26 protein-coding genes are annotated in these 21,395 nt (G+C 64.1%); 7 read left to right on the top strand and 19 right to left on the bottom strand.

Annotation, left to right across the window (positions count from 1 at the left end; translation table 11 throughout):
• Positions 1–34: 34 nt before the first annotated feature.
• The 8 genes from V7S63_RS13490 to V7S63_RS13455 all read right to left on the bottom strand — a co-directional run bounded on the left by V7S63_RS13490 (position 35) and on the right by V7S63_RS13455 (position 5,782).
• Positions 35–565 (bottom strand): hypothetical protein, encoded by a 531-nt coding sequence (locus V7S63_RS13490; RefSeq protein ID WP_336530585.1) that lies wholly within the window; start codon positions 563–565, stop codon positions 35–37.
• A gap of 36 nt (positions 566–601) precedes the next feature.
• On the bottom strand, positions 602–901 hold the full coding sequence (locus tag V7S63_RS13485; protein ID WP_336530584.1) for a PepSY domain-containing protein: 300 nt from the start codon (positions 899–901) through the stop codon (positions 602–604).
• A gap of 253 nt (positions 902–1,154) precedes the next feature.
• Positions 1,155–1,382 carry a DUF6894 family protein gene (locus V7S63_RS13480; RefSeq protein ID WP_336530583.1) on the bottom strand — a complete coding sequence of 76 codons (228 nt, stop codon included), beginning with the start codon at positions 1,380–1,382 and terminating at the stop codon, positions 1,155–1,157.
• A gap of 42 nt (positions 1,383–1,424) precedes the next feature.
• Complete coding sequence (locus V7S63_RS13475) at positions 1,425–2,165, bottom strand: Crp/Fnr family transcriptional regulator (protein ID WP_336530582.1); 741 nt, start codon at positions 2,163–2,165, stop codon at positions 1,425–1,427.
• Positions 2,166–2,177: 12 nt separating this feature from the next.
• Positions 2,178–2,474 carry a SemiSWEET family sugar transporter gene (locus V7S63_RS13470; protein ID WP_091843663.1) on the bottom strand — a complete coding sequence of 99 codons (297 nt, stop codon included), beginning with the start codon at positions 2,472–2,474 and terminating at the stop codon, positions 2,178–2,180.
• Positions 2,475–2,779: 305 nt separating this feature from the next.
• The gene (locus tag V7S63_RS13465) at positions 2,780–3,826 is read right to left on the bottom strand and encodes a sensor histidine kinase (protein WP_100961471.1); all 1,047 of its coding nucleotides are present in this window, start codon (positions 3,824–3,826) and stop codon (positions 2,780–2,782) included.
• 22 nt (positions 3,827–3,848) lie between these two features.
• On the bottom strand, positions 3,849–4,262 hold the full coding sequence (locus V7S63_RS13460; RefSeq protein ID WP_091843740.1) for a response regulator: 414 nt from the start codon (positions 4,260–4,262) through the stop codon (positions 3,849–3,851).
• 26 nt (positions 4,263–4,288) lie between these two features.
• Entirely contained in the window at positions 4,289–5,782 is a 1,494-nt protein-coding gene (locus tag V7S63_RS13455) for a sensor histidine kinase (protein WP_336530581.1), read from the bottom strand.
• Between the two features lie 150 nt (positions 5,783–5,932).
• Between V7S63_RS13455 and V7S63_RS13450 the strand changes: the two genes are divergently transcribed.
• Positions 5,933–6,142 (top strand): cold-shock protein, encoded by a 210-nt coding sequence (locus tag V7S63_RS13450; protein ID WP_091843677.1) that lies wholly within the window; start codon positions 5,933–5,935, stop codon positions 6,140–6,142.
• Positions 6,143–6,249: 107 nt separating this feature from the next.
• On the top strand, positions 6,250–6,486 hold the full coding sequence (locus V7S63_RS13445; protein WP_336530580.1) for a hypothetical protein: 237 nt from the start codon (positions 6,250–6,252) through the stop codon (positions 6,484–6,486).
• Between the two features lie 342 nt (positions 6,487–6,828).
• On the opposite strand, the gene V7S63_RS13440 is transcribed toward V7S63_RS13445, so the two are convergent.
• The 9 genes from V7S63_RS13440 to V7S63_RS13400 all read right to left on the bottom strand — a co-directional run bounded on the left by V7S63_RS13440 (position 6,829) and on the right by V7S63_RS13400 (position 15,345).
• Complete coding sequence (locus V7S63_RS13440) at positions 6,829–7,320, bottom strand: pyridoxamine 5'-phosphate oxidase family protein (protein WP_336530579.1); 492 nt, start codon at positions 7,318–7,320, stop codon at positions 6,829–6,831.
• 153 nt (positions 7,321–7,473) lie between these two features.
• Positions 7,474–7,986: a cupin gene (locus V7S63_RS13435; RefSeq protein WP_442896462.1), complete on the bottom strand. Its 513-nt coding sequence runs from the start codon at positions 7,984–7,986 to the stop codon at positions 7,474–7,476.
• 52 nt (positions 7,987–8,038) lie between these two features.
• Positions 8,039–8,926 (bottom strand): hypothetical protein, encoded by an 888-nt coding sequence (locus V7S63_RS13430; RefSeq protein ID WP_336530578.1) that lies wholly within the window; start codon positions 8,924–8,926, stop codon positions 8,039–8,041.
• 418 nt (positions 8,927–9,344) lie between these two features.
• Entirely contained in the window at positions 9,345–9,644 is a 300-nt protein-coding gene (locus V7S63_RS13425; RefSeq protein ID WP_336530577.1) for a PRC-barrel domain-containing protein, read from the bottom strand.
• A 418-nt stretch (positions 9,645–10,062) separates the two neighbouring features.
• Positions 10,063–11,466 (bottom strand): M24 family metallopeptidase, encoded by a 1,404-nt coding sequence (locus V7S63_RS13420; RefSeq protein WP_336530576.1) that lies wholly within the window; start codon positions 11,464–11,466, stop codon positions 10,063–10,065.
• A gap of 44 nt (positions 11,467–11,510) precedes the next feature.
• Complete coding sequence (locus V7S63_RS13415; protein ID WP_336530575.1) at positions 11,511–12,326, bottom strand: ABC transporter permease; 816 nt, start codon at positions 12,324–12,326, stop codon at positions 11,511–11,513.
• Positions 12,319–13,149 (bottom strand): ABC transporter permease, encoded by an 831-nt coding sequence (locus tag V7S63_RS13410; RefSeq protein WP_091843711.1) that lies wholly within the window; start codon positions 13,147–13,149, stop codon positions 12,319–12,321. The genes V7S63_RS13415 and V7S63_RS13410 overlap by 8 nt, the downstream gene beginning before the upstream one ends.
• 36 nt (positions 13,150–13,185) lie before the next feature.
• Positions 13,186–14,223 (bottom strand): extracellular solute-binding protein, encoded by a 1,038-nt coding sequence (locus tag V7S63_RS13405; protein WP_336530574.1) that lies wholly within the window; start codon positions 14,221–14,223, stop codon positions 13,186–13,188.
• A gap of 21 nt (positions 14,224–14,244) precedes the next feature.
• The gene (locus tag V7S63_RS13400) at positions 14,245–15,345 is read right to left on the bottom strand and encodes an ABC transporter ATP-binding protein (protein WP_336530573.1); all 1,101 of its coding nucleotides are present in this window, start codon (positions 15,343–15,345) and stop codon (positions 14,245–14,247) included.
• A gap of 284 nt (positions 15,346–15,629) precedes the next feature.
• On the opposite strand from V7S63_RS13400, the gene V7S63_RS13395 reads away from it, so the two are divergent.
• On the top strand, positions 15,630–16,343 hold the full coding sequence (locus V7S63_RS13395; protein ID WP_248307447.1) for a GntR family transcriptional regulator: 714 nt from the start codon (positions 15,630–15,632) through the stop codon (positions 16,341–16,343).
• Between the two features lie 242 nt (positions 16,344–16,585).
• Here V7S63_RS13395 and V7S63_RS13390 read toward each other — a convergent pair whose 3' ends face one another.
• Positions 16,586–17,521, bottom strand: a complete 936-nt coding sequence (locus tag V7S63_RS13390; protein ID WP_336530572.1) for a LysR family transcriptional regulator — start codon at positions 17,519–17,521, stop codon at positions 16,586–16,588.
• Between the two features lie 159 nt (positions 17,522–17,680).
• Here V7S63_RS13390 and V7S63_RS13385 point away from each other — a divergent pair, with 159 nt between their 5' ends.
• The gene (locus tag V7S63_RS13385) at positions 17,681–18,010 is read left to right on the top strand and encodes a nuclear transport factor 2 family protein (RefSeq protein ID WP_336530571.1); all 330 of its coding nucleotides are present in this window, start codon (positions 17,681–17,683) and stop codon (positions 18,008–18,010) included.
• Positions 18,007–18,786 carry an SDR family oxidoreductase gene (locus tag V7S63_RS13380; protein WP_336530570.1) on the top strand — a complete coding sequence of 260 codons (780 nt, stop codon included), beginning with the start codon at positions 18,007–18,009 and terminating at the stop codon, positions 18,784–18,786. The genes V7S63_RS13385 and V7S63_RS13380 overlap by 4 nt, the downstream gene beginning before the upstream one ends.
• Before the next feature lie 10 nt (positions 18,787–18,796).
• Here the strand turns inward: V7S63_RS13380 and V7S63_RS13375 are convergent, their stop codons facing one another.
• Entirely contained in the window at positions 18,797–19,303 is a 507-nt protein-coding gene (locus tag V7S63_RS13375) for a MarR family winged helix-turn-helix transcriptional regulator (RefSeq protein ID WP_336530569.1), read from the bottom strand.
• A gap of 145 nt (positions 19,304–19,448) precedes the next feature.
• Here V7S63_RS13375 and V7S63_RS13370 point away from each other — a divergent pair, with 145 nt between their 5' ends.
• Positions 19,449–20,234, top strand: a complete 786-nt coding sequence (locus tag V7S63_RS13370) for an alpha/beta fold hydrolase (RefSeq protein ID WP_336530568.1) — start codon at positions 19,449–19,451, stop codon at positions 20,232–20,234.
• A 378-nt stretch (positions 20,235–20,612) separates the two neighbouring features.
• A complete protein-coding gene (locus V7S63_RS13365) occupies positions 20,613–21,383 on the top strand; it encodes an SDR family NAD(P)-dependent oxidoreductase (protein WP_336530567.1) in 771 nt (256 codons plus the stop codon).
• Positions 21,384–21,395: the final 12 nt, after the last annotated feature.

Here is a 21,395-nt window from a genome sequence, read left to right as displayed (position 1 = left end):
GCGACCCGGCGGGGCAGATTCAACCAAGGCGAACTCAGATGATCGGGCGGTACGGCTCACTGCGATCGTCGAATCGCGACCAGCCCTCCTTCTTGTAGTCCGTCAGCCGTGCGTCGCGATCGATCGGAGCCGCACCATCCATGATGGCCTCCGCCGCCGGCGCCTTGTCCTCGTCTGCCTTCACCGAAACGACGCTGCCCCCGCGCCGCACCGTTTCGGCGTAGTAGTTGGCGCTCGCCTCGTCCTCGCCGGCGCTCGTGAAGGCGCCGATGATTCCGCCGGTCACGCCGCCCGCCGCCGCTCCAGCTGCGGTGGACGCAAGCCAGCCAGCCGCGACGACCGGGCCAATCCCGGGGATGGCGAGCAGCCCGAGCCCGGCGAGCAGGCCCGCCGCGCCGCCGAGGGTCGCACCGATGCCGGCGCCCTCCCCGGCATTGCTGTCGTCGGTGCTCGCATGACGGCCGATCAGGCTGATGTTCGCCGCGGGGAACCCGGCAGCCTCGAGATCGTCGACCACCCGGCGCGCAGCATCGTAGGTGTCATAGGAACGGGTGATGGTACGCATGAGAATTCTCCTCGTCTTGAGATGGAGGGGCGGCGATCAGTTGCGGGTGATGTTGCCGCGATAGTCGACCGACACGGTGACCTGTGCGCCGGAATGCGTCGCGGTGCCCTTCCAGACACCGTTGTCGTCCTTCTTGAGGCTACTGACATTGGAATAGCCGTTGGCCTCGAGGCGGCTCTTGGTTTGCCCCTCGGTGAAGCTGTTGGCGCCCGGCAGCGGCGCGTTCGCATCAGCCGGAGCGTTCGGCGAAGGCGTTGGAGCCGTGGTCGACGTTTGCGCGATGGCCGCCGTCGACATCAAGGCGCAAAAAAGGGACGTGAGAACCACGTTTCGCATCGAAATCTCCTTATGTGGCAGATAGTTAGCCAAGTGCTATATATAACGGCAGCAGCGAGGAGAAGTTCCGCATCGGCGCCCAGAACGTGACTGGTTTGGATGCCTTCTGGATGCGGCAGTTTGCTGCAGCGATCGAGCAGGAGCGGGACGCGCTATAGCATCGGACCGAAAAGCGGAATCCACTTTTCGGAAAAATCCGATGCGATCACAGAGTGATAGATCATCGTAATCGCGTCGATTCGGACGCGATGATCTAATGGCCGTCGAGATTCAGGGTGACCGTATAGATGTCAGCACCGGCATCATCCTTGACGACGACCGCCAATTCCATGTGGTCGCCGTTGGGAAGCTTTTCGAGATTGAGCCCGGCAAGGAGCTCCTTCGCAGCGTCCTTGGCGGCTTTTTCATTGGGCAGCTCCGTGCCCTCGTCGTCCATTTCGACGTTCTCGCCATCGCGCGTGTGGAAGAAGTACCGTGGCATGACAGTCTAATTCCGCTCGCCGTCCGGTGTTCCGGCACAAGCTCACTTTCTGGGGTGGGTTTCACGAAGATGCAGATAGTCGGGATCGAATTCAGCCAATCTGCACAGACCTGCCCAATCAAGGATCGTCAGCCTGTTAGCCCGTAGGCGTACCAGCCCGGCCTGCCTGATCTCGCGCAGCTTCTTGTTCATGTGAACGGTGGAGAGTCCCAGGGCGTCGGCGATTTCCGGCTGTGTGAGCGGCAGCTCGCAGGTCTTGCCGTCGGAAAGGCCGATCGCCGTCATCTTGGTGATGAATTCGCAGAAGAGGTGGGCGATGCGGCTCGGCGCCGAGCGTCGGCCGATCCCCACCATCCATTCGCGATAGATCGCGGCCTCAACGAGCGTCTCGCGCCAGAATGCCTCAGCGATCCGGTAATAGGAGCGGGTCAGGGAGCGAACAGCCTCGTGGGGAATGAGGCCAACGGTCGCGGGCGTGAGCGTTCCGAGATTGTGATCCATCACCTCGATGAGAAGCGAGTGGATATCGGGGATGTCGCCCGGTAGGTGCAAGGACAGAATCTGGCGCTGCCCGTCGCCCACGATCTTGTAACGGCAAACCAGCCCCTCGGCGACGAGGCAGCATTGCTTCGTGCGCTCACCCTCGCTGACGATGTCGTGCCCGCTCTCGAATTGCTTGAGAGTCAGCGGCAGCCGGAGCAGCTGGTCTCGCTCCTCGGACTGCAAGGGCGAACTCGTCTCAAGCTTGCGAACGAGTCCGTGAAGATAAAGGTCCTTGTCCATCAGCCCTCGATCTTACGCATCAGGGTCCACGGTATCAGCCATTGCGTCCTTCTCAGCCTGCGGCAGCAGCGTCATCAGAAGAATGAAGGATGCAAGCAGCAGACAGACGCTGTTCGTCACGATCAAGGGCCATTCACCGAGTCCAACTCCGTAGAGGGTCCAGAGCGCGAAACCCGCGACGGTGAAGCTGTACATCACAGGCGAGATTGCACTGGTGTCGCGCGATCTGACGATGCGCCAAGCTTGCGGCACGAAGCTGACCATCGAGCAAAGCGCGGCAATGGCGCCGGCGGCTGTTATCCAGTTCATCGGTATGGCCTGCACGCTGGGCGAGCGCAACTGAAGGCGGGCTGAGGCGCACTCGCAGAGTCCGATGCCGGCGATGGCAACAAAGCGTTCACCAACATCGCCGGCATTTTCATCAAATCCCCCAGAACGCGGAACGATCCATCCAACGCGGAATTTCCTCGCTGCAAGTCCGGAGCCTTCTGATGCAGTGCAGTGTCCCCCTTGAGTTTTGGATCTACTTGGCTTTGGCGCTCAATCTGGCGTTGGCGCTGGCGATCAATCTCTAGTTCAATGGCGATCGCCGGGCATGAGTCATCCATGCGTCGTCAACATCCCAGCTTTTCATCGAATGTGATCGACGCCAGCGTACCGACAGGCTGGCTGTGATATTCCAAGCTCGCGCCTAGACTTTTCGACATCGCAGCGATGATCTTGCCGCCGAGCCCGCTACCCTTTGCCGTCCCGTCACCAGTCCAGCCGATCCCATCGTCCGCGACACTGAGCATGATCTGATTGGACGGCGTCCGCGAAACGCTGACGCGAACCTCGCCTTCTCCAACCGGATAGGCATATTTCAGGGCATTGGTGACGAGCTCCGTCGCAATCATGCCGACGGAAACGGCGCGATCGGTCTTGATCGAGACAGGTTCGGCATCGAGCTTGACGATCGGCGTCTTGCCCGAAGCCGTGATCGAGTTGCCCAATTCGCCGACGAGCGTTTCGAGATAGGCCGCGAGATCGACCTGCTGGACATCCGTGGAGGTGTAGAGGCTGCGGTGCAGGTTCGCGATGGCCGTGATGCGCGCCTGCGTCTCCGCCAGCGCGGCCTTCGCGCCTGTGTCCTTGACCGCGCCAGCCTGCATCCGGACCAGCGAACCGACGAGCGCCAGGCTGTTGGCGACGCGGTGGTTGACCTCCGCCAGCAGCATCTCGGCACGATCCTTGGCCTGGCGGACCTGCTGCTCGGCTTCTTCCTTCGCTCGCATCAACCGAGCACGTTCTACGGCCTGCTCGAGCGCGGCCACCAGCAGCACCTCAAAGTCATCGCCGATCGCCTTCACGACATAGTCGACAGCACCAGCCTTGAGTGCCTGGACCGCGATGGACAGCTCGGTAGAGGCTGTGACGTAGACGACCGGAGGCGCGTGCTCGCGCGCTCGCAGATCCTCCAGGACGGCGAGGCCCGACGTCGTGCCGAGGTCGTGATCGAGAATGACCACGTCGATACCGCCCTCGGCCAGGCGAGCGAGCCCGGCTTCAGCCGTCGTGACATGCTCGACCTCGTAGCCCCGGCGTCCAAGGATGCGTTGGACGAGGCGCCCGAGAGCGGCGTCATCGTCGATATAAAGCGCCTTGATGATGCGATGGGACATTACCGCGTCGTCGCCGATTGCATCATTCGGTTTCCGGGACCTGCATCACCGAGAAGAACAAGCCCAACTGCTTGATGGCATTGGCGAAGCCTTCATAGTCGACCGGCTTGGTAATATAGACGTTGGCGCCCAGATCGTAGCAGCGCTGGATCTCGCGGCTGTCGTCTGTGGTGGTCAGGACGATGACGGGCGAGCGCCGCGTATGCTGGTTCGCCTTGACCTTTTCCAGGATATCGACGCCGGCCATGTCGGGCAGGTTCAGGTCGAGCAGGATGAGCAGTTGCCGGCGGGAGCTGGCTTCGCCCGTACCGTCCGCGCCGAAGAGGAAGGCGAGAGCGTCCGTGCCGTTCTGGAACGGGATGATCTCGTTGTTGACACCCGCTCGGCGGATGTTCTTCTCGATCAGACGGGCATGACCTTCGTCATCCTCGATCATCACGATCGAGACCGGTTTCGCATTGCTCACGTGATGGCACTCCGCTGAACCGCGCTGAGATCAGGCGGCAACAAGATCGAGAAGGTCGTGCCAGCGTCCAGTTCGGACCTGACGGTGATGTCGCCGCCGAGATTGCGCACGATCGTCCGGACATGCGCCAGGCCGATGCCTTCGCCCGGCTTGTCCTGCGCACCCGATCGACGAAAGAGCTCGAAAACGCGCTCATGGTCCGTTGACGCGATGCCGCGGCCATTGTCTTCGATATCGATGACAACCCAGCCGGACTTCTCCCGCTTCGCGCGCATCACCACCTTGAGCTCTCGATTGGGCGATCGATACTTGATCGCGTTGTCCAAAAGGTTCCCCAGCACCTGCTCCATCGACAGGCGGTCGCTCCGGATCTTGAGCGGCGGACAGTCGACAGTGATGCCACCTCCGTTCTCGTTCGCCTGATGGTGTACCGCCGCCGCCGCTGCGTCGAGCGCTGATTGAAGATCGATCGCTTCGGCGCGCAGGACGCGCTTGCCCTCGCGCGAGATCTTCAGGATGGCGTTGATCAGCCCATCCATCTTGCGCGTCGACGAACGTATGAAACCGATCGCTTCCGGCAGGTCCACGTCGACCGCCGTGCGGGCCTCGTCCAGCACCGCTGGGGTAGCTGCTTCGCCGGCATCGAAATAGGCCTTGATCGGTGCCGCTGTCGCTTCGAGCTCGCTCGTGAAGCCCATGATGTTCACGAGCGGTGCCCGCAGGTCATGGGTCACGATATAGGCGAAGCGCTGGATTTCCTCGTTGGCGCGGGTGAGCGCTTCGGTGCGCTGTTGCACGCGCGCTTCCAGCCCGATGTTGAGGGCGGCGACCTCGGTTCTGGCCAGGATGATCTCGCGCGTATATCGCGCGATCGTCCAGAAGGCCGCCGCCGCGAAGAGGAGGATGACGAGCGCACCGAGCACGATGGTCCAGCGCAACCGCGCCGATGCGGATTCCTGGTCGGCGATCGCCTGTCGAAGCCGCTGCTCGGATTGCGCGATGATCTTGCCGAGCCCGGCGCGAGCCTCGTCCATGAAGTTGCGACCCGACCCCTGGCGAAGCGCGGCGATTGCATCGTCCCAGCCGCCGCGTTGCGCCAAGGCGATGGTTTCCGCCAACTCCGCCAGCTTGCCACGCAATGCGCTTTCCAGGCGCGCGACCTCGGCCTGGGTTAGCTCGGCCGCGCCAGCGGAGGCCTTCACCCGCTGCAGCGTCGACTCGAACTTGGCCACGGCATCGGTGTAAGGGCCGAGATAGGCTGCGTCTCGCGACAGCAGGTAGCCGCGCTGCCCCGTCTCGGCATCCTGCGCGAGAGAGAGAAGATCGGCCGTCGCGCTGCGGGTCTCGCGCACGGCGACCACCTCGTCGAACTGGCGTTCCGAAGCCCGTGTCAGCCAGAAGGCCGCGATGACGATGACCAACAGCGCAATCGCCCCTCCGGCGAGCAACAGGAGGTTCGATCTGAGGAATTGCGTGGGGGATATGGGCATCAGCTGACTCTAGGGGCCGGCCTCCATGGCTGGAGCCCTAGAGCGATGCAATAGCAAATGACAGGGTTCTGAAAATTTAAAGCGCTCTCCGGACAGTTGCCCTCCAGCGCGACGGCAGCCATGCTCGCGTTCCCAACAAGGAGGCAGGGAATGGCGACCGGCACGGTGAAATGGTTCAACACCACGAAAGGCTTCGGCTTCATTCAGCCGGACGGCGGCGGTCAGGACGTGTTCGTCCATATCAGCGCGGTGCAGCGCGCAGGGCTGCGGGAGCTGCACGACGGACAGAAGATTTCCTACGAGGTCGTTGCGGACAAGCGGTCCGGCAAGTCGTCAGCGGAAAATCTCAAGGCCGAGTAGGCCGTCTCCGCAACGCAAACTCGCCACCAGCCCGCCGGCCGGTGGCTCTCCTGAGCCGGGGAACAACCAGGCTCCACCCCGGTTGCAACGCAAACGGAGGAAAAGCCATGGCCAAGCAACCCGAAGCTCTCGCCACCTTTGCCGCCAGCGCCAGGAACGCGGGCAAGAAGCCGAAGGATATCGGCCTGGAGGCGACGCCCGAGACGAAGGGCATCCCGACGGATTCGCAAAAGAAGGACGCAGCCGCGCGAAAGGTGCTGAGGGAAGGCGTGCTCCGCAAGGATCAGGGCGCTGACAAAGCGATCGACGCACTGCCTGATCGGACGCGGACGAAAAAGCGCTGACGCGACATAGCGGTGCAGCGTCGTTCAGCTCCGGGCCTTGCCGCGGCTGCGAGTCCCGGTCGAAGGCGCTTTCCTCGGTGCCGAGCGCCGGCGTTGCGGCGTGACGTCCTTGGCGCGACGGGCTCGCGCTTCGAGGTTAAGTCGATAGAGGCCGTAACCGATCGCTCCAACAACCAGGATCGGCGCCGGGAGCCTTGCCGCGAGCAACGTCAATGGAACGGTCATTCCCTCAGGAATGTCTCCGCGCTCGGCATCGCGCGCGATCCAGGCTGTCGCGACGCTGTTGAGGATGGCTTTGATCATGTCGCGCGCTCGGCTTATGTCAGTGGTCCGGCCGAATGGTCAGGCGAGCCTTATGTTGGCTGTCTTGTCCGCATAGTCCTTCTTGGGGTCGGAGCCGAAGAGCAACTGGATGCCCGCAATCAGGCTCCACTCGTTCTCCCAGATTTCTGCCTGGCGCGGGTCGAAGCGCAGCAAGGCGAGCTTGGGGTCATCCTTCCCCTGCTCGTACCACGCCGCAACGAAGCGGTTCCAAAGCCGGTCGATGACCGCCCGATCATTGTCGAGCACCAGGGTGCCATTGATCCTGGCGAAGATGTCATGACCCTTGTCGGCGAAGGACATGAATGCGCTCTCGCTTCCGGTCAGCGCCTTCACCAGTTCGGTATCCGATGCGGAGAAAATCCAGAGCGGCCCACGGTCGGCATCGCCATCGAGCTGGACCGTCATCGGCCGCATCAGATTGTCGCCTGATCTGTCGAGTCCGAGCATGACGGTCATGTCGGAGCGCAGCGCCTTCCAGAGTTTGGCTTCAAGCTCGTTCGGTGTCGGCATGACGGCTCCAATGCGTTTCGCGGACAACCCGCGAGCAGAGACTGAAGTTCCGCAGCCGGCCGCGGGTAAGGACGCGGCACCTGGTCGCTGAAGCGAGTAGCCATCGGCGCCTGCCGCTCGTCGACCTTGGGCAGGCTGCAGCCGAGCGCATCTCTAAAGCCCGTCGCGCCAATGATCGAGCATCGGTCCCTGGCGCCCTGACAGGGGATCGCTCGCAGGCCTTGCTAGCCGGCTGATGGCTGCCCTGATGTCCGGAGTGGGAGGATCCCGCAGAATGTCCCCGCTCTGGCCAGGCGGGTACGCGCCCACCACCAGGAAATCGCTGCTGGCTGTGAGCCGGCAATGCCCAGTACCGGCTGGTAGCAGGAGGACGTCTCCCGCACGGACTCGGATCTCGCGGCCGCGATCGCCGCCCAGGACCAGCTCGGCAGACCCCTTGGCAATACCCAGCACTTCGTGGCCCTTTGAGTGATAGTGGTGGAAATCGTAGATGCCGTTGCGCCAGGCCGGCGGCCAGCCATTCTCCTCGAACCGCCGCTCCATGGCGGTGGCCAGGTCGGCCTGGTCAGACGCAAGCGCCTGTCGATAGACGAGCGCCGGGAAGCGCTGATTGTTCGGGATCGGCCCCCGCTCATCGAAAGGTAGGACGAGTATCATCGTCGCCATGCTTTCCGATAACCGGGATCGAGGTCGTTTCGATCGCGATCCCGGCATTTGCCTAGGCTCCGCGCGTCCCCCACAAGGCGGACAGATCCAGTTCCTCGTCGCGGTGCTTGCCGCCGAGTTGAGCCGCCATCCAGGCAGCGGCCGCCCCCACCAGCAGCGCCGCGGCGGTCAGGAAGGCCGACAGAACGCCGACCTTGCGCGCTCGCTCGGCCGCCTGTTTCGCGCTTTCCTTTGCCTGATTGAGGCGAGCGACGGCATCGTCGATCCTTTTCTCAGCCTCGGGCTGCGCGATGTTCATCCGAGCTACCATCCTGCTCGCAATGTAGGAGCGATCGGCCGGATCGAGCTGCCCGCTGGCGAGGCTTCGAACCAGTATGCGGGAGGCCTCGTCGCGCTCGGCCTGGGTCACGGGTGCGGTGCCGGTGGAGCGGGTCACCGTGTCGGCGGCGACGGAAAGCGGGTCTGGCTGCTGGCTGAGCGCAGTACCGGCAGCGCTCGTGACCGCGGCAGCACCGGAGGCTGCTGTCTTGGCCAAGCCTGCGACGGACGATGCCGCGAGACCCGCGATCAGCAACGCGCCGACAGCCCAGACGACTAGACCGTGCGAACCATCGCGGACATGGCGCTCGTGCTGGCTGGCATCGGCGGCAGGACGCCGCATCCGGCCGGCGAGATAGCCGCCCGCGGCGGAAGCCATCACGCTCACCCATAGCGCCCACAGCGCGCCCGCGATGGCCAGCGCGGTGAGGCCAGTCGATCTGGAAGGCTCGAACGAGACGAGTGAAAGCCCGATCGCCGAGCCGAAGGTGGTGAGAAGCGTGGTGATGGCAGCCGAGAGCGTCGCGCCGCCGAATATTGCGCCCCATTCGAGATAGGAGCCGGAATGCGGTGCGGTTTGGGTCGGCGCAACGACGACGACGTCAGTGGTTTCGCTTGCCATGGAACGCTCCTATCGCAGGCCGAAGAAGGAGAGGATCGTCATGACCACGACCACGAGGCCGACCAGATATATGATGTCGTCCATGGAAGTTCTCCGGGTGGCGCGCTTGGCGGGACTGCCGGGAGAACTGCGAAGAGGATCGGGAGTTCCGTCGCCTCGTGTGCGTGACAGATCGCGCTCCACTCGCTCGCTGGTCATATCGGGAGACGATGCCGACCACACCGAACGCATGAACCCCGCCGGCAAGCCGGCGGGGTTCATTGGGCCTCCAGCCCGTTGCCCAGCTGCGAGCGTGGGCACTACCGCGAATTCGGGAGGCTTAACACCGCAAGCCCCGGCAGGTTCCACGCCAATTGATCAGGCTGAGCTGCGATATCGCTTGTCGGTCCGGCCTCGCTTGCATCGGGCCGGGCCGGGGCTATGGCTCGGCATGTTCGGGCATGGCCTTCAGCTGATCCTTCGTCCAGCTCGTCACCGCATGGACGTCACCGTCCTCGTCACGCATGAACTCGAGCTCATGCATCGGGACCGCCACAGGCTTGGCGCCGATCCCCAAAAAACCACCGACGTCGATGACGACCTCTGCGCTCGGGCCGGTCCCGTGCAGATGAGAGACCGAACCGATCTTGTCGTCACCGGGCCCGTAGATGGTCGCGCCGTCGAGGGCCACGGCAGTGAGATCGGAGTCAGCAAGACGGATGTGCTTCGAATGATCCATGGTTTCCTCCTCATCCAGATTTTCAATGAACGGGAGGCGGCACTCGGGGTTCCGCACCAAAAAAAGCCCGCCGGCGCGAGCCGACGGGCTGGGATAGCTGAGCGGGCCGGGACGCAACCCCCTGCTTGCGAGCGGACGCTGAGATGTCAGCATTCCCTTATCTCGGCTTGGCGCAACCGCCACCGCGGTCGTAAAATAGCTGGCGCTTCATGCTCTCGGAACGGACCCGCCGAGGTTATCAACAGGCTCGTTGCGGTCGACCCAGCGCGCTCGATTTTCCAGCAGAACTTGGATCGAGCGGTCATCTCGCAGCGGTTCTCTCCATGTGAGAGGTGGCCCGCCTCCACCGCTATGACAGAACGGGCTCTCGGCTTGCGAAGGAGCCGAGAGCCCTTTTCGGAAGCTGAGCCGCCTTCCCTCAGGCCGCCACGCGATGTGTCGAGAGCGGCGTGTGGCAGCTCAGGTTCTCGAAGCCGTCCTTGGTGACGGCGTAGAAGTCGCCGAGATTGGCGCCGGCCGAGAGCGGCTCGAGCCATTGCGCGTGCAGCACGAAGACCATGCCCTCTTCGAGCCTGTCGTAGTTGTGCGAGGCCAGGTTGAAGCTGTTGTCGGCGCCCGCCATGCCGACTGCGTGGCCGATGTTCGGGTTATGAGGGCCGTGCGTCGCTGGGTAGACATGCATGAGCTTGCGGCCCTGCGCCTCCCAGTCGATGTCGCGGACATACTGACGCCTGATCAGGCGCGGGCCGCCATCGTCGGCCGTGCTCCAGTTGTACGGCATGGTCCGCGTCTCGGGCGAGGTCAGCAAGCCCTTTTCAATGAAGGGCTCGAAAGCGGCGTTGTTGATGTCGCGCATCAGAGCGCCAGGCCGGATCAGCTTCTCGGCGCGCTTCACCCCATCCTCGCAGGCGGAGAGAACGAGCTCCTGCCGGGCCGTGATGTCGCCGACCGCGATCATGCGCGAGGTCTGGGCGTTGTAGCCGCGCCAGGTTACGTTCGAGATGTAGAGATTGGCGATGTCGCCCGGACGCAGCACATGGCCATAGGGCTTGCCGCAATGCGTGCCGAACTCGTTGACGCCGATCTGGTAGCCGTCGGCGGATTCGCCGCCACGCGCGAGCTGCGCGAAGGTGAAGGCCGCGAAGATCTCAGCGTCCGTCACGCCCGGCCTGGCCACGTGGTAAGCGGCCTGGATACCGGTATCGATGAGCTGGCAGGCGGCGCGGAACATGCCGATCTCGCGCGGTGACCGAACGCGCTGCATCCGGTCGATGATGCCGTTCTCGCGAAGGTATTCTGCGTTCGGCACCAGCTCCTTCAGGAAGCCGAAGAAGTCCTCGGACTTGGCGTCGCCGAAGCAGGCGATCTGCGGCCGCGGGCCGACGAGGCCGGCCATCAGCTTGGCGCAGGCCTCGGCGGTCTTGTAGACCGACGAGCCCGGCCGATCGGCATATTCGCGGCCGATGGCGCCGACCTGCCAGATGTCCTCGACCAGAACGGGCTCACCGCCCGGTGGCAGAATGACGGCCTGGGTGAAGAACGAGATCAGCGTCAGCGGCTTGTCCTCGTCCATCGGGACGATCAGCACGCCCTCGCGCATCCAGTCGACGAGATAGCGCAGATAGCAGTTCGAGGTGTGGAACCAGCCGATCATGTCGGTGTGAACGATCGCGACATCGTGGCCGGCGACGACGCATTCGCGGCGAACGCGCCTGAGTCGTTCCTCGAACTCCTCGACAGGCAGCGGAGGCGGCGGATCGAAGTGGAAATTCGGCTCGAAATCGGCGAGCAGGGCCTCCACGCGGCGACTGGCAGCGAGCATGGGCGTCACTTTTCTTGCTTCCTGAGGGTGATTGGTTTGGGCGGTCAGTGCTGGCGCCTGGGTTCGAGGACGCGCCAGGAGACGAGCAGGCAAAGGAACACGGTCCCGATGAGCAGGCCGGAGATCGCGGCGACGCGGACATCGAGCGATTCCTCGATCATCTGGAACATGCGCAGCGGCAGCACGGTGGTGCGTGGATCGGCCAGGAACAGTGTGACCGAGACGTTGTCGAGCGACTGCATTAAGACGAGGAACATGCCGGCGAAGATGCCGGGCAGCATCAGCGGCAGGGTCACGCGCAGGAAGGTCCTGAACTGACCGACGCCGAGCAGTGCCGAGGCCTCCTCCAGGCTGGGATCCAGCCGCTGCGTGATCGCGGCGCAGGCGCGGTACATCAACGGTCCGAACACGACGATATGGCCGACGACGACGAGGCCGAAGGAAGGGCTCAGGCCCGCGCGGCCCGAGGCGATCAGCGCGGCGAGACCATAGACGAGGCTCGGCAGGACCAGCGGCGCGAGCATCAGCGGCTCGACGGCGGCGGATGCCGCAGGTTTCAGCCGCGTCACGCCATAGGCCGCCGGCGCCGCGAGCAGGACCGTGCCGATGACCGCGAGCACCGCGATCTGGAGCGAATGCGAGATCGCGGTATGGATCGGGGCCGACTGCTCGGGGTCGAGCAGCGCCCGGTACCAGCGAAGGGAGAAGCCGTCCGGCGGAAACTTCAGCGTCTGGCCGGAGGTGAAAGACATTGCGAGGCCGACCGCGACCGGAGCGACCATGAACAGGATGGCGAGTCCGCCGACGCCGTAGACGAAGAGGCGGTAAGCCCAATCGGAAGGGCGATGAGCTTCAAGCATGGCCGGCGAGCCTCGGATGGCGGGCCGCGGCCGTCATGGCAAGCATGATCAGGCTGGTGGCCGCGAGCAGGACGAAGGCGACAGCCGCTGCGGACGGCCATTGGAAGAGCACGCCGACCTCGCGGTAGACGAACTGCGGCAGGTAGATCAGGCGGGCGCCACCGATCACCGACTGGGTGACGTAGGAGGTGGTGGCGCCGGCGAAGACCAGCACCCAGCCGGCAAGGAAGCCCGGCGCCATCATCGGCAGCAGCACCGTGACGAGGATGCGCCACGGCCCTGCGCCAAGCGTCTGCGCCGCGGCCGAAAGCGCGCCGTCGCTGCGGGCGATGACAGCCATGACAGGCAGCACGAGCAATGGCAGTTCGATCTGGGCGAGGACCACGACCAGCGCCGTCTCGTTGAAGAGCAGACTGCGGGGCGCCGGTGCCAAGCCCAGCTCGACCAGCGCCTGGCTGATCGGTCCCTGGCGGCCGAGGATGACGATCCAGGCGAAGGTGCGCACGACGTTGCTGGTCAGCATCGGCAGCAGCGTCAGGAACACGATCACGCGGCGTAAGGCCGGGCTGGCATGCCAGTAGAGCAGCGTGATCGGCAGGGCGATCAGCGTCGTCAGCGCGACCACCTTGAAGCCGAGCGCGATCGTATCGACGAGAACGCTCAGCACGAAGGGGTCTGCGAACAGGCGCTGATAATTGGCGAGCGTCGGCGAGCCGGAGGTATCGACGAAGCTGAACACGCCCAGCAAGGCGAGCGGCAACACAAAGCCCGCCAGCGAAAGAGCCAGCATCGGCAGCAGGAACGGAAGGCCGTTGCGGTTCATCGCGCGCCTCGCTCGAGGGATCGCCTGAGAAGAGGCCTACTTGCGGACCACCCGGTCGAATTCCGCGGTCCAGGCAGCGCGCTTGGCGTTGATCTTGGCCCAGTCCGGGTAGACCAGCTTCTTCAGGTCGTCTTCGGACACGAAGGACTTGATGCCGGGCGTCAGCGGCACGTCGCTGTTGGTCGGGATCATCTCGGTCGGCGGCAAGGCGAGCTTGGACTGGGCCTCGGCCGAGATCGCCGCGTCCATGTACTGGTAGACGCCCTCGGGATTGGCCGCGCCCTTGGCAAGGTGGATGGTGACCGGAACGCTCGGCGAGCCGCTGATGGGATGAACGAACTCGCAGGGCACGCCGAGCGATTTAAGCCGCGCGACATTGCCGGTGCTGGCCATGAACACGCCGATCTCGCCCTGCTGGAACATCGTCATCTGGGCGCTGCCATTGTTGGCGATGGCACCGACCTTGGGCATGTGCGAGGCGAGCAGCTTGAAGACCGGCTCCATATTGTCCTCGCCGCCGCCATAGAGCTTGGCGATCTCGACCCAGGCCATGGCAGCGGTGTTCGAGCCGAAGCCGATCCAGGCGACCTTGCCGTCATAGGCCTTGTTCTCGAACAGGTCCTTGTAGCCGGCGGGCTTGGGCACCATCGTCGGATTGTAGGCGATGCCGTTGATCTCGACCGTGACGTTCGGGCCGTATTCGGTGCGGGCCGATGCCTCGAGCTTGTCCCAGTTCTTCAGCTTCGACGGGTCGATCTTCTCGATCAGCCCGCGCGACACGGCTTCCGCCGTCTGGCCAGGCGACATCAGCACGGCGTCGAAGGAGGGCTTGCCGGGGCTCGCCAGCAGCTTGGCCAGCTGGTCCTGCGCCAGTGCCGGCGAGACGACGAGCTGCGTGCCCTGGGCTGCGACGAGCGGCGCCACAATCTTGCGATAGGCGTCCTCCCAGGCGTTGGGGAAGGCGGCGGCGACGACCGAGCCGGCGGCGCGCGCCTGTCGGGTGGAAAACACACTAAGAGCTGGAAGGCTGGCGAGGCCGGCGGCGAACTGGCGGCGGCTGAGAGCGCTGGTCATGGCGGCGATCCTTTCGGAAGATCAGGGAGCAGGGAAAAGGCGGCAGCGATCGAGCGCGAAGCTGACGAAGACGTCGCGCGGCAGTTCGGTAGATTCGGAGGCGCGGTCCGCGATCGCCCTGACGGGCGTCGCACCCTCGACCAGCAGGTCGTGGACCATCAGATGGCCGAGCGGCACCGACAGCACGCGCTTGGCCGGCAGCGCGCCGGGCGTGGGTGACGCGGCGAGCTTCACATGCTCGGGCCGGACGGCGAGGACGACGTCCGAAGTCGGCACAAAGCCGATGGGGCCCGGCATCGCCAGTTGCGAACCCGATACGAGGCGCAACAGGCCGTTCCCGTCGTCAGCCCTGGCGACCGTCGCCTTCAACAGCGAGGCGTGGCCGACGAAGCCGTTGACGAAGAGATTGGCGGGCTTGTCGTAGAGTTCCGCCGGCGGACCCGACTGCTCGACCCGGCCCTTGTTCATGACGATGAGCTGTTCGGCAACCGACTGCGCCTCTTCCTGGTCGTGCGTCACGATGATCGCCGTGATGCCGAGGCTGCGCTGGAGCTGTACGAACTCGAACTGGAGGTCGGCGCGCAGCGAGCGGTCCAGCGCCGCGAAAGGTTCGTCGAGGAGCAGCAGGGCCGGACGCGGCGCCAGCGCACGGGCAACCGCGACCCGCTGCTGCTGCCCGCCCGACATCTGCCGCGGCAGGCGGTTCGCAAAGGGCTCCAGCCGCACGATCGACATCATCTGCGCGACGCGCTCGCGGCGTTCCTCGCGCGGCAGGCCGGACAGCCCGTAGGCGATGTTCTCGGCGGCCGTCATGTGCGGGAACAGCGCATAGTTCTGGAAGACCATGCCGACCTTGCGTTCGCGAGCCGGCACGTCCGTCACGTCACGGTCGCCGATCATGACCTTGCCGACGCCCGGCCTCAGCAGCCCGCAGACGATCCGCAGCATGGTCGACTTGCCGCAGCCGCTCGGCCCGAGGATGGCGGCGATGCTGCCGGCCGGCACGACGAAATTGACATCATCGACGGCCTGGGCACCGGCATAGCTGTGGCTGACGCCGCTGACGGCCAAAGTTTGGCCGAGCGGCGAGGTCGAAACCGGCTTCTCCATGATCGCTTGCATGCGCCGCCCGCTTCTGTGGCCAACGAAAGATCGCTGCTCCACATGCTGGCAAGTGGCGTGCCAAGAGCGCATACATCTCGCGGATAACTTCCCAAGATTTTGATATATCTGGGAATTTTATGATTCACGATCGGTTTCATATCTGCGACATAAATTGCTTTCAATTCTGCTTTCAATTCTGAATGCTTAAATGATAGCGCTGCCTGCACACAAAATGGCCTATCGAGATGACGCATCGGCGGGGTAAAATCGCGGAACCGATTTGCTTCGAGGATTGAATGCGGATGGCCGAGCGCAATGGTGATGCAACGGGCGACGACATCGTCGAGCGCATCTGCGACACGCTCGCGGAAGCCATCGCCGAAGGCGCGCTGCGCCCTGGCATGAAGCTTCCCGAAGATGTCGTCGGGGGGCATTTCGGTGTCAGCCGCACGGTCGTGCGCGGCGCCATCGCGGTGCTTCAGCGCGACCGGCTGGTCGAACGCAAGCGCAACCGCGGCGCCTTCGTCGCCGAGCCCGGCATCGACGAGGCGCGCGCCCTGCTGGAGGCGAGGCGCTCGCTCGAAATGCTGATGCTGGACCACGCCTTCGAGCGCGCCTCCGCAGAGAAGCTTGAAGCACTACGAGCGCTGACGATCGAGGAGGACCGGATCCACGCCGCGCCCGATGATGCCGCCAAGGAAAAGCTGTCAGGGCGCTTCCATGTCGAACTGGCAAAGCTCGCCGGCAACCCCGTCCTGCTCGAGGCGCTGGAAAAGGTGCTCGCCCGCATCTCGCTGGTCAACGCGATGTACCGCCGCGATCACGGCGACCAGTGCGGCGCCAACCATCATCGAGACATCATCGAGGCCGTCGCCGCCGGTGATCAGCCGGCCGCGCGCAGGCTGATGAGCCAGCATCTCGACGATCTCGAACACCGGCTCATCCTCGACGAGGCGCAGGGCGACAGCCACAGCCTGACATCGGTGCTGGAGCGATTCTCGGCTCGGGCCGGGTGAATCGAAGGCGTGAGCGCGCCCGAGCGAACGCGAGGCACGTCCTGCTCCCGTGATGCAATCAAGAACGGATATTGGGTGACGGAACGGGTTCAGCCGCTGGCTCCATGCAGTCACGACGCCGTCGACATCGCGACTTTCGACATCCTCGTCCGGATGCCGCATCCGCCGAGATCATAGCAGTCCTCATCAGTGCTCGGCACCACGAGCTGCCATCGCTGCCCGCCGACACCGGACTTTCAGAATTAGGAGGCCGAACCGCGACGTGGTTCGGGATCAGCGCTTGAAGCCGCGGTAAACTCGCGTGCGAGAGTGATGAATGCCTTGAACGCAGCGGATGGGTTCTTCCGGCCAGGGTAATAGAGGCACAGCGGCGCGACCGGTTTCATCCAGTCCTCGAGGACTTTGATCAGGCGGCCTGCATCGATGTCGTCACGGACGTCCGACTCCATGAATAGGCCCAGGCCGATCCCGTGGAGTACCGCGGTACGTGAGAGGCTGGCCTCATCGAGGGTGATGGGTCCTTTGACGTCGATCTGGATCGGCTCGCCATCCTTCTCGAAGTGCCATTTATAGATGCCGCCATCGGGCAGTCGGATGCGGATGCAGGTCTGATTGAGCAGATCGAGGGGAACGCGCGGCTTGCCGTGCATCTCCAGATAGGCTGGCGACGCCACCACGACGTAGGATCGGGCGTGGCCGATCGGAACGGCGATCATGTCGCTGGGCACGAAATCGGCGCTTCTGACGCCGAGATCGAAGCCGTCGGCAACGACATCGAGCAGACGACCTTCCGTCACGAGATCGATATGAACCTGCGGATATCGGCGCAGGTATTCCAGGATCACCGGCTCCAGGATCTCGCGGGCGGCGGTCGGAAACGCGTTGATCCTGATTGTCCCGGACGGCACCTCCTGTTGGGACATGGCGCTGTCCATCGCGCTGTGAATCTCGACAAGAGCGGGCCCGATCTGTTCGACGAAGTTTCGTCCTGCATCGGTGAGCGAAACGCTCCGTGTCGTCCGATTGAACAGGCGTACGCCGAGCTGCTTTTCAAACTTCGCGATGAGATTGCTCAGAGCCGTCGTGGAAATCTGCAGTTCCATCGCCGCCGCCCGGAACGACTTGCGCCGCGCGACCGCCATCACGGCGTCGAGCTCGATGAGGTTATGGCCGATCATTGTCCCGAATTTCGAAACGCTTCATCCCACTTTATCCCAGTTATCCCCCTGACTGTCCATCGCTACGTTCGACTCCGTAGAAGCAATCGCAGACGTCATATCCAAGAGGATGGGCTTGCGAGAAAAATTACGGACTCCGTTCTGCAAGGATGATGAAACATGTCACTCGAACTTCCTGAACCCATCGCGCGCTATTTTACCGCGGATCTTGATCCCAACCCTCAGATCATGGCCGATTGCTTTTCGGATAGAGCGATCGTCCGGGACGAAAACAATATCCATACGGGCCGAGACGAAATTCGTCAGTGGAAAGTCGATTATTCCAAGAAGTATACGGCTCAGTCGACGCCTGTTTCGGTCGCCCAGGACCGCGGCCGGACGGTCGTCACCTGCCATGTCGAAGGGGATTTCCCAGGCAGCCCGATCGATCTCAGATTCTTCTTTCGGGTGGAAGGCGGCCTGATCAGCGAGCTGGAGATTACCGTATGAGCCCGTTCATCAGCCTCGAGGGCAAGCGGGCGCTCGTGACGTCCGGCACGCGTGGCGCAGGCGCCGCAACCGTCAAGCTCTTTCGAGAGCTGGGCGCCGAGGTGCTGACCAGCGCCAGGTCGAGACCGGAGGACCTGCCGGCAGAGATGTTCGTCGGCGTCGACCTCACGACTCCGGAGGGCTGTGCGCAGCTCGCGGAGACCGTTCGGCAGCGCCTCGGCGGCGTCGATATCATCGTGCACATGTTGGGCGGCTCTTCCGCCCCGGCGGGCGGATACGAGGCCCTGACCGACGAGGAATGGCGCAAGGAGCTAGACCTCAACCTGATGCCGGCCGTCCGCCTGGATCGCGAGCTGGTGCCGGCGATGACCGCGCAAGGCAGCGGCGTCATCGTCCACGTCACGTCCATCCAGCGTGTCATGCCCTTGCCAGAGTCGACGATCGGCTACGCTGCAGCCAAGGCCGCACTCTCGTCCTACAGCAAGAGCCTCTCCAAGCTCGTTTCGCCCAAAGGGGTAAGGGTCGTCCGCGTCTCGCCGGGATGGATCGCCACGGAGGGTTCTATCGCGTTCGCAGAGCGCCTTTCGGGGCAACACGGCGTCAGTGTCGAGGCCGGCAAGAAGATGATCATGGATGCGCTCGGCGGCATTCCGATCGGCCGCCCGGCCAGCACCGATGAGGTTGCGAACCTGATCGCGTTCGTCTCCTCGGATCGAGCGGGAAGCATCACCGGGACCGAGTACGTCATCGATGGCGGGACCGTGCCGACGGTCTAGGTGAAGCTTGCTACGACGTTGTGCTCTCCGGGGCAGCGACCGGCCCCGGCGCTGCCCCTGCCGCGCCGCCGGCATGGCTGTAGATCGCGTCGCGAAGCTGCCTGACCAGGCGATTGAGCTCGGCGAGGTGGCCGGGCGTCTCTCCGGAGGCCAGGAGCAGTCTTTCGTTCAGGCAGCCCGCACGGAAACGAAGGCTGTCGCCGCCCGGGGTGAGCGCGATGATCACCTGGCGCTCGTTCTCGGGATTGCGGGTGCGATGCAGCAGGCCGGCTGCTTCCATCCGCTTGAGCAGCGGCGTCAGCGTACTGGACTCCAGGGCCAGCTGCTGGGCGATGCCGCCGACGGTCTGGGCATCCTCGCGCCAGAGCACGTTGAGCACGAGATACTGCGGGTAGGTCAGGCCGAGGTCATCCAGCAGAGGCTTATAGGCCCGCTGGATCGCGATCTCCGCGGAGTAGATCGAGAAGCAGAGCTGATCCTCCAGCGGGACTGGCGGAGCTGTGGTGGCTTCGGTCATCGGCAGGCCTCCCGTTACGGTTCACGGAACCGTGATCTCGAAAACATATATCGCGACAAATGTCAGATTGACAAGAATGGCCGCAATCGGCACAACTGTTATTGCAATAACAATTAGCGCAACAATCGATCAAAGGAACGCTGTCATGACCAAGTCCATCCGCAACACCCTTCTCGCCGCAGCCGCTATCGGCAGCCTGTCGCAAGCCGCTCTCGCCCAGCCCGCGACCACGGCGCAGCCTGCCAAGAACGTCGTCCTGGTTCACGGCGCTTTCGCGGACGGATCGGGATGGCGGGGCGTTTATGACCTGCTGACGGCGCGCGGCTATCGCGTGACGATCGTCCAGAACCCGCTGACCTCGCTCGAAGACGACATCGGAGCCACCAAGCGGGCACTCGACCGGCAGGACGGCCCCACGATCCTCGTCGGCCATTCCTGGGGCGGCACTGTCATCACGGAAGCTGGCGTCGATCCGAAGGTCACAGGGCTCGTCTACGTCTCGGCCCTGTCGCCGGATGCCGGCGAGACGACGGCCCAGCAATACGAAGGCTTCGCCCCGGCGACCGAGTTCGTGCTCGACAAGGCGCAGGACGGTTTCGCCTTCGTCGATAGCGCGAAGTTCAAGGCCGGCTTCGCTCACGATGTCTCCGATGCGGATGTCGCCTTCATGCGGGACTCGCAGGTGCCCATCAACCTGTCCGCCTTCGGCACCAAGCTGAAGAACGCCGCCTGGCGGACCAAGCCGAGCTGGGCTGTGATCGCCAGCGAGGACAAGGCCTTCGACCAGGCGATGCTCGACCACATGGCCAAGCGCATCGGCGCCAAGGTCACGAAGGTCTCGGCCAGTCATGCACTCTTCATGACCCAGCCGAAGGTCGTGGCCGATGTGATCGACCAGGCCGCTCGGCAGGCGGCGTCTGCCGCAAAGTAACCGGCCAGCCGCGTGCCGCGGTCCTCGAAACGGCCCAGCGTCGAACTGGCAAGATCGAACCATGACTGACGGCTCCGCCCCCGGGAAGGCACGCGACAGCATGGCAGCGGCACCGCGAAATCACTCAGGAGCCCTCGGCGGTCGGTGTGCATGCATTTGGGCGACCTATGCATCAAAGCAGCGACCGCCGCACCGAGGTGGATCAGGACAATGGGAGGCGCTGACGGTGGATCGCACAAAGTTGAGTGATTCCACCGCCAGAATGACGGGTTTTCCGGCCCAGCGCCTCATTCTGAGGGTGTGATCCGTACGGCAACTGAGCTGACCTAGCGCTGAGGGCCGAAACCTGGCCCGATCTCAAGCGCACCTCGTCACGACATGGACGGCATCGCACGCGTCATTCTGATTACAGGCGCCGCCTCCGGCATCGGCGCCGCTTTGGCGCGGCGCCTTGCTGCTCCTTCGGTCGGCATCGTCCTGCATAGCGGTGGAAGCACTGCGGAGAGCCGATCGCGCCTCGATGGCGTGATCGCAGCCTGTCGCGAACTGGGAGCGCAGTGCCTGATCACGCACGGCAACCTGATGGAGGCCGGACATGGCGACCCCGCCGTCAGGGCGGCCATCGACTATTTTGGACGGCTCGACCAGTTGGTCCATTGCGCCGGCCATGTCGACAAGACGCCGATCGGCGAGCTGACGCGGGGCGGCCTTGATCGCAGCATCGCTCTGATGCCGGGAGCGTTGCTGGAGCTGGCGACAGCGGCCCTCCCCGCTTTGGCGTCAAGCGGTGCCGGTCGCATTGTCGCTGTGAGCTCGTTCATCGCTCACAAATTCGAGCCGCGGACGCTGGCACCGGCATCGGCCATCGCCAAGGCAGCGATGGAAACCCTGGTCCGCTGCCTGGCATTGTCGCTGGCGAACCAGGACATCACCGTCAACGCGGTCGTGCCCGGCTTCACCCGCAAGGACGCCGGAAAAGCCGGAACGCTCTCGGCTCAGGGCTGGATCGAAGCAGCGGCCAGGACCCCGACCGGTCGGCTCAATGAGACTGACGAAGTCGCGGCAGCGATCCAGTTCCTGCTGTCTGCCGAAGCTCGCCAGATCACCGGCGCGCTGCTGCATGTCGATGGCGGCCTGACGCTCGGTTGAGCACGCCCCGTG

This window comes from Allobosea sp. CCNWLY174 (genome assembly GCF_037120455.1).
GTDB lineage: Bacteria > Pseudomonadota > Alphaproteobacteria > Rhizobiales > Beijerinckiaceae > Allobosea > Allobosea lupini.
Note: the sequence above shows the minus strand (reverse complement) of the source record. Positions and strands in the feature narration are given on the sequence as shown.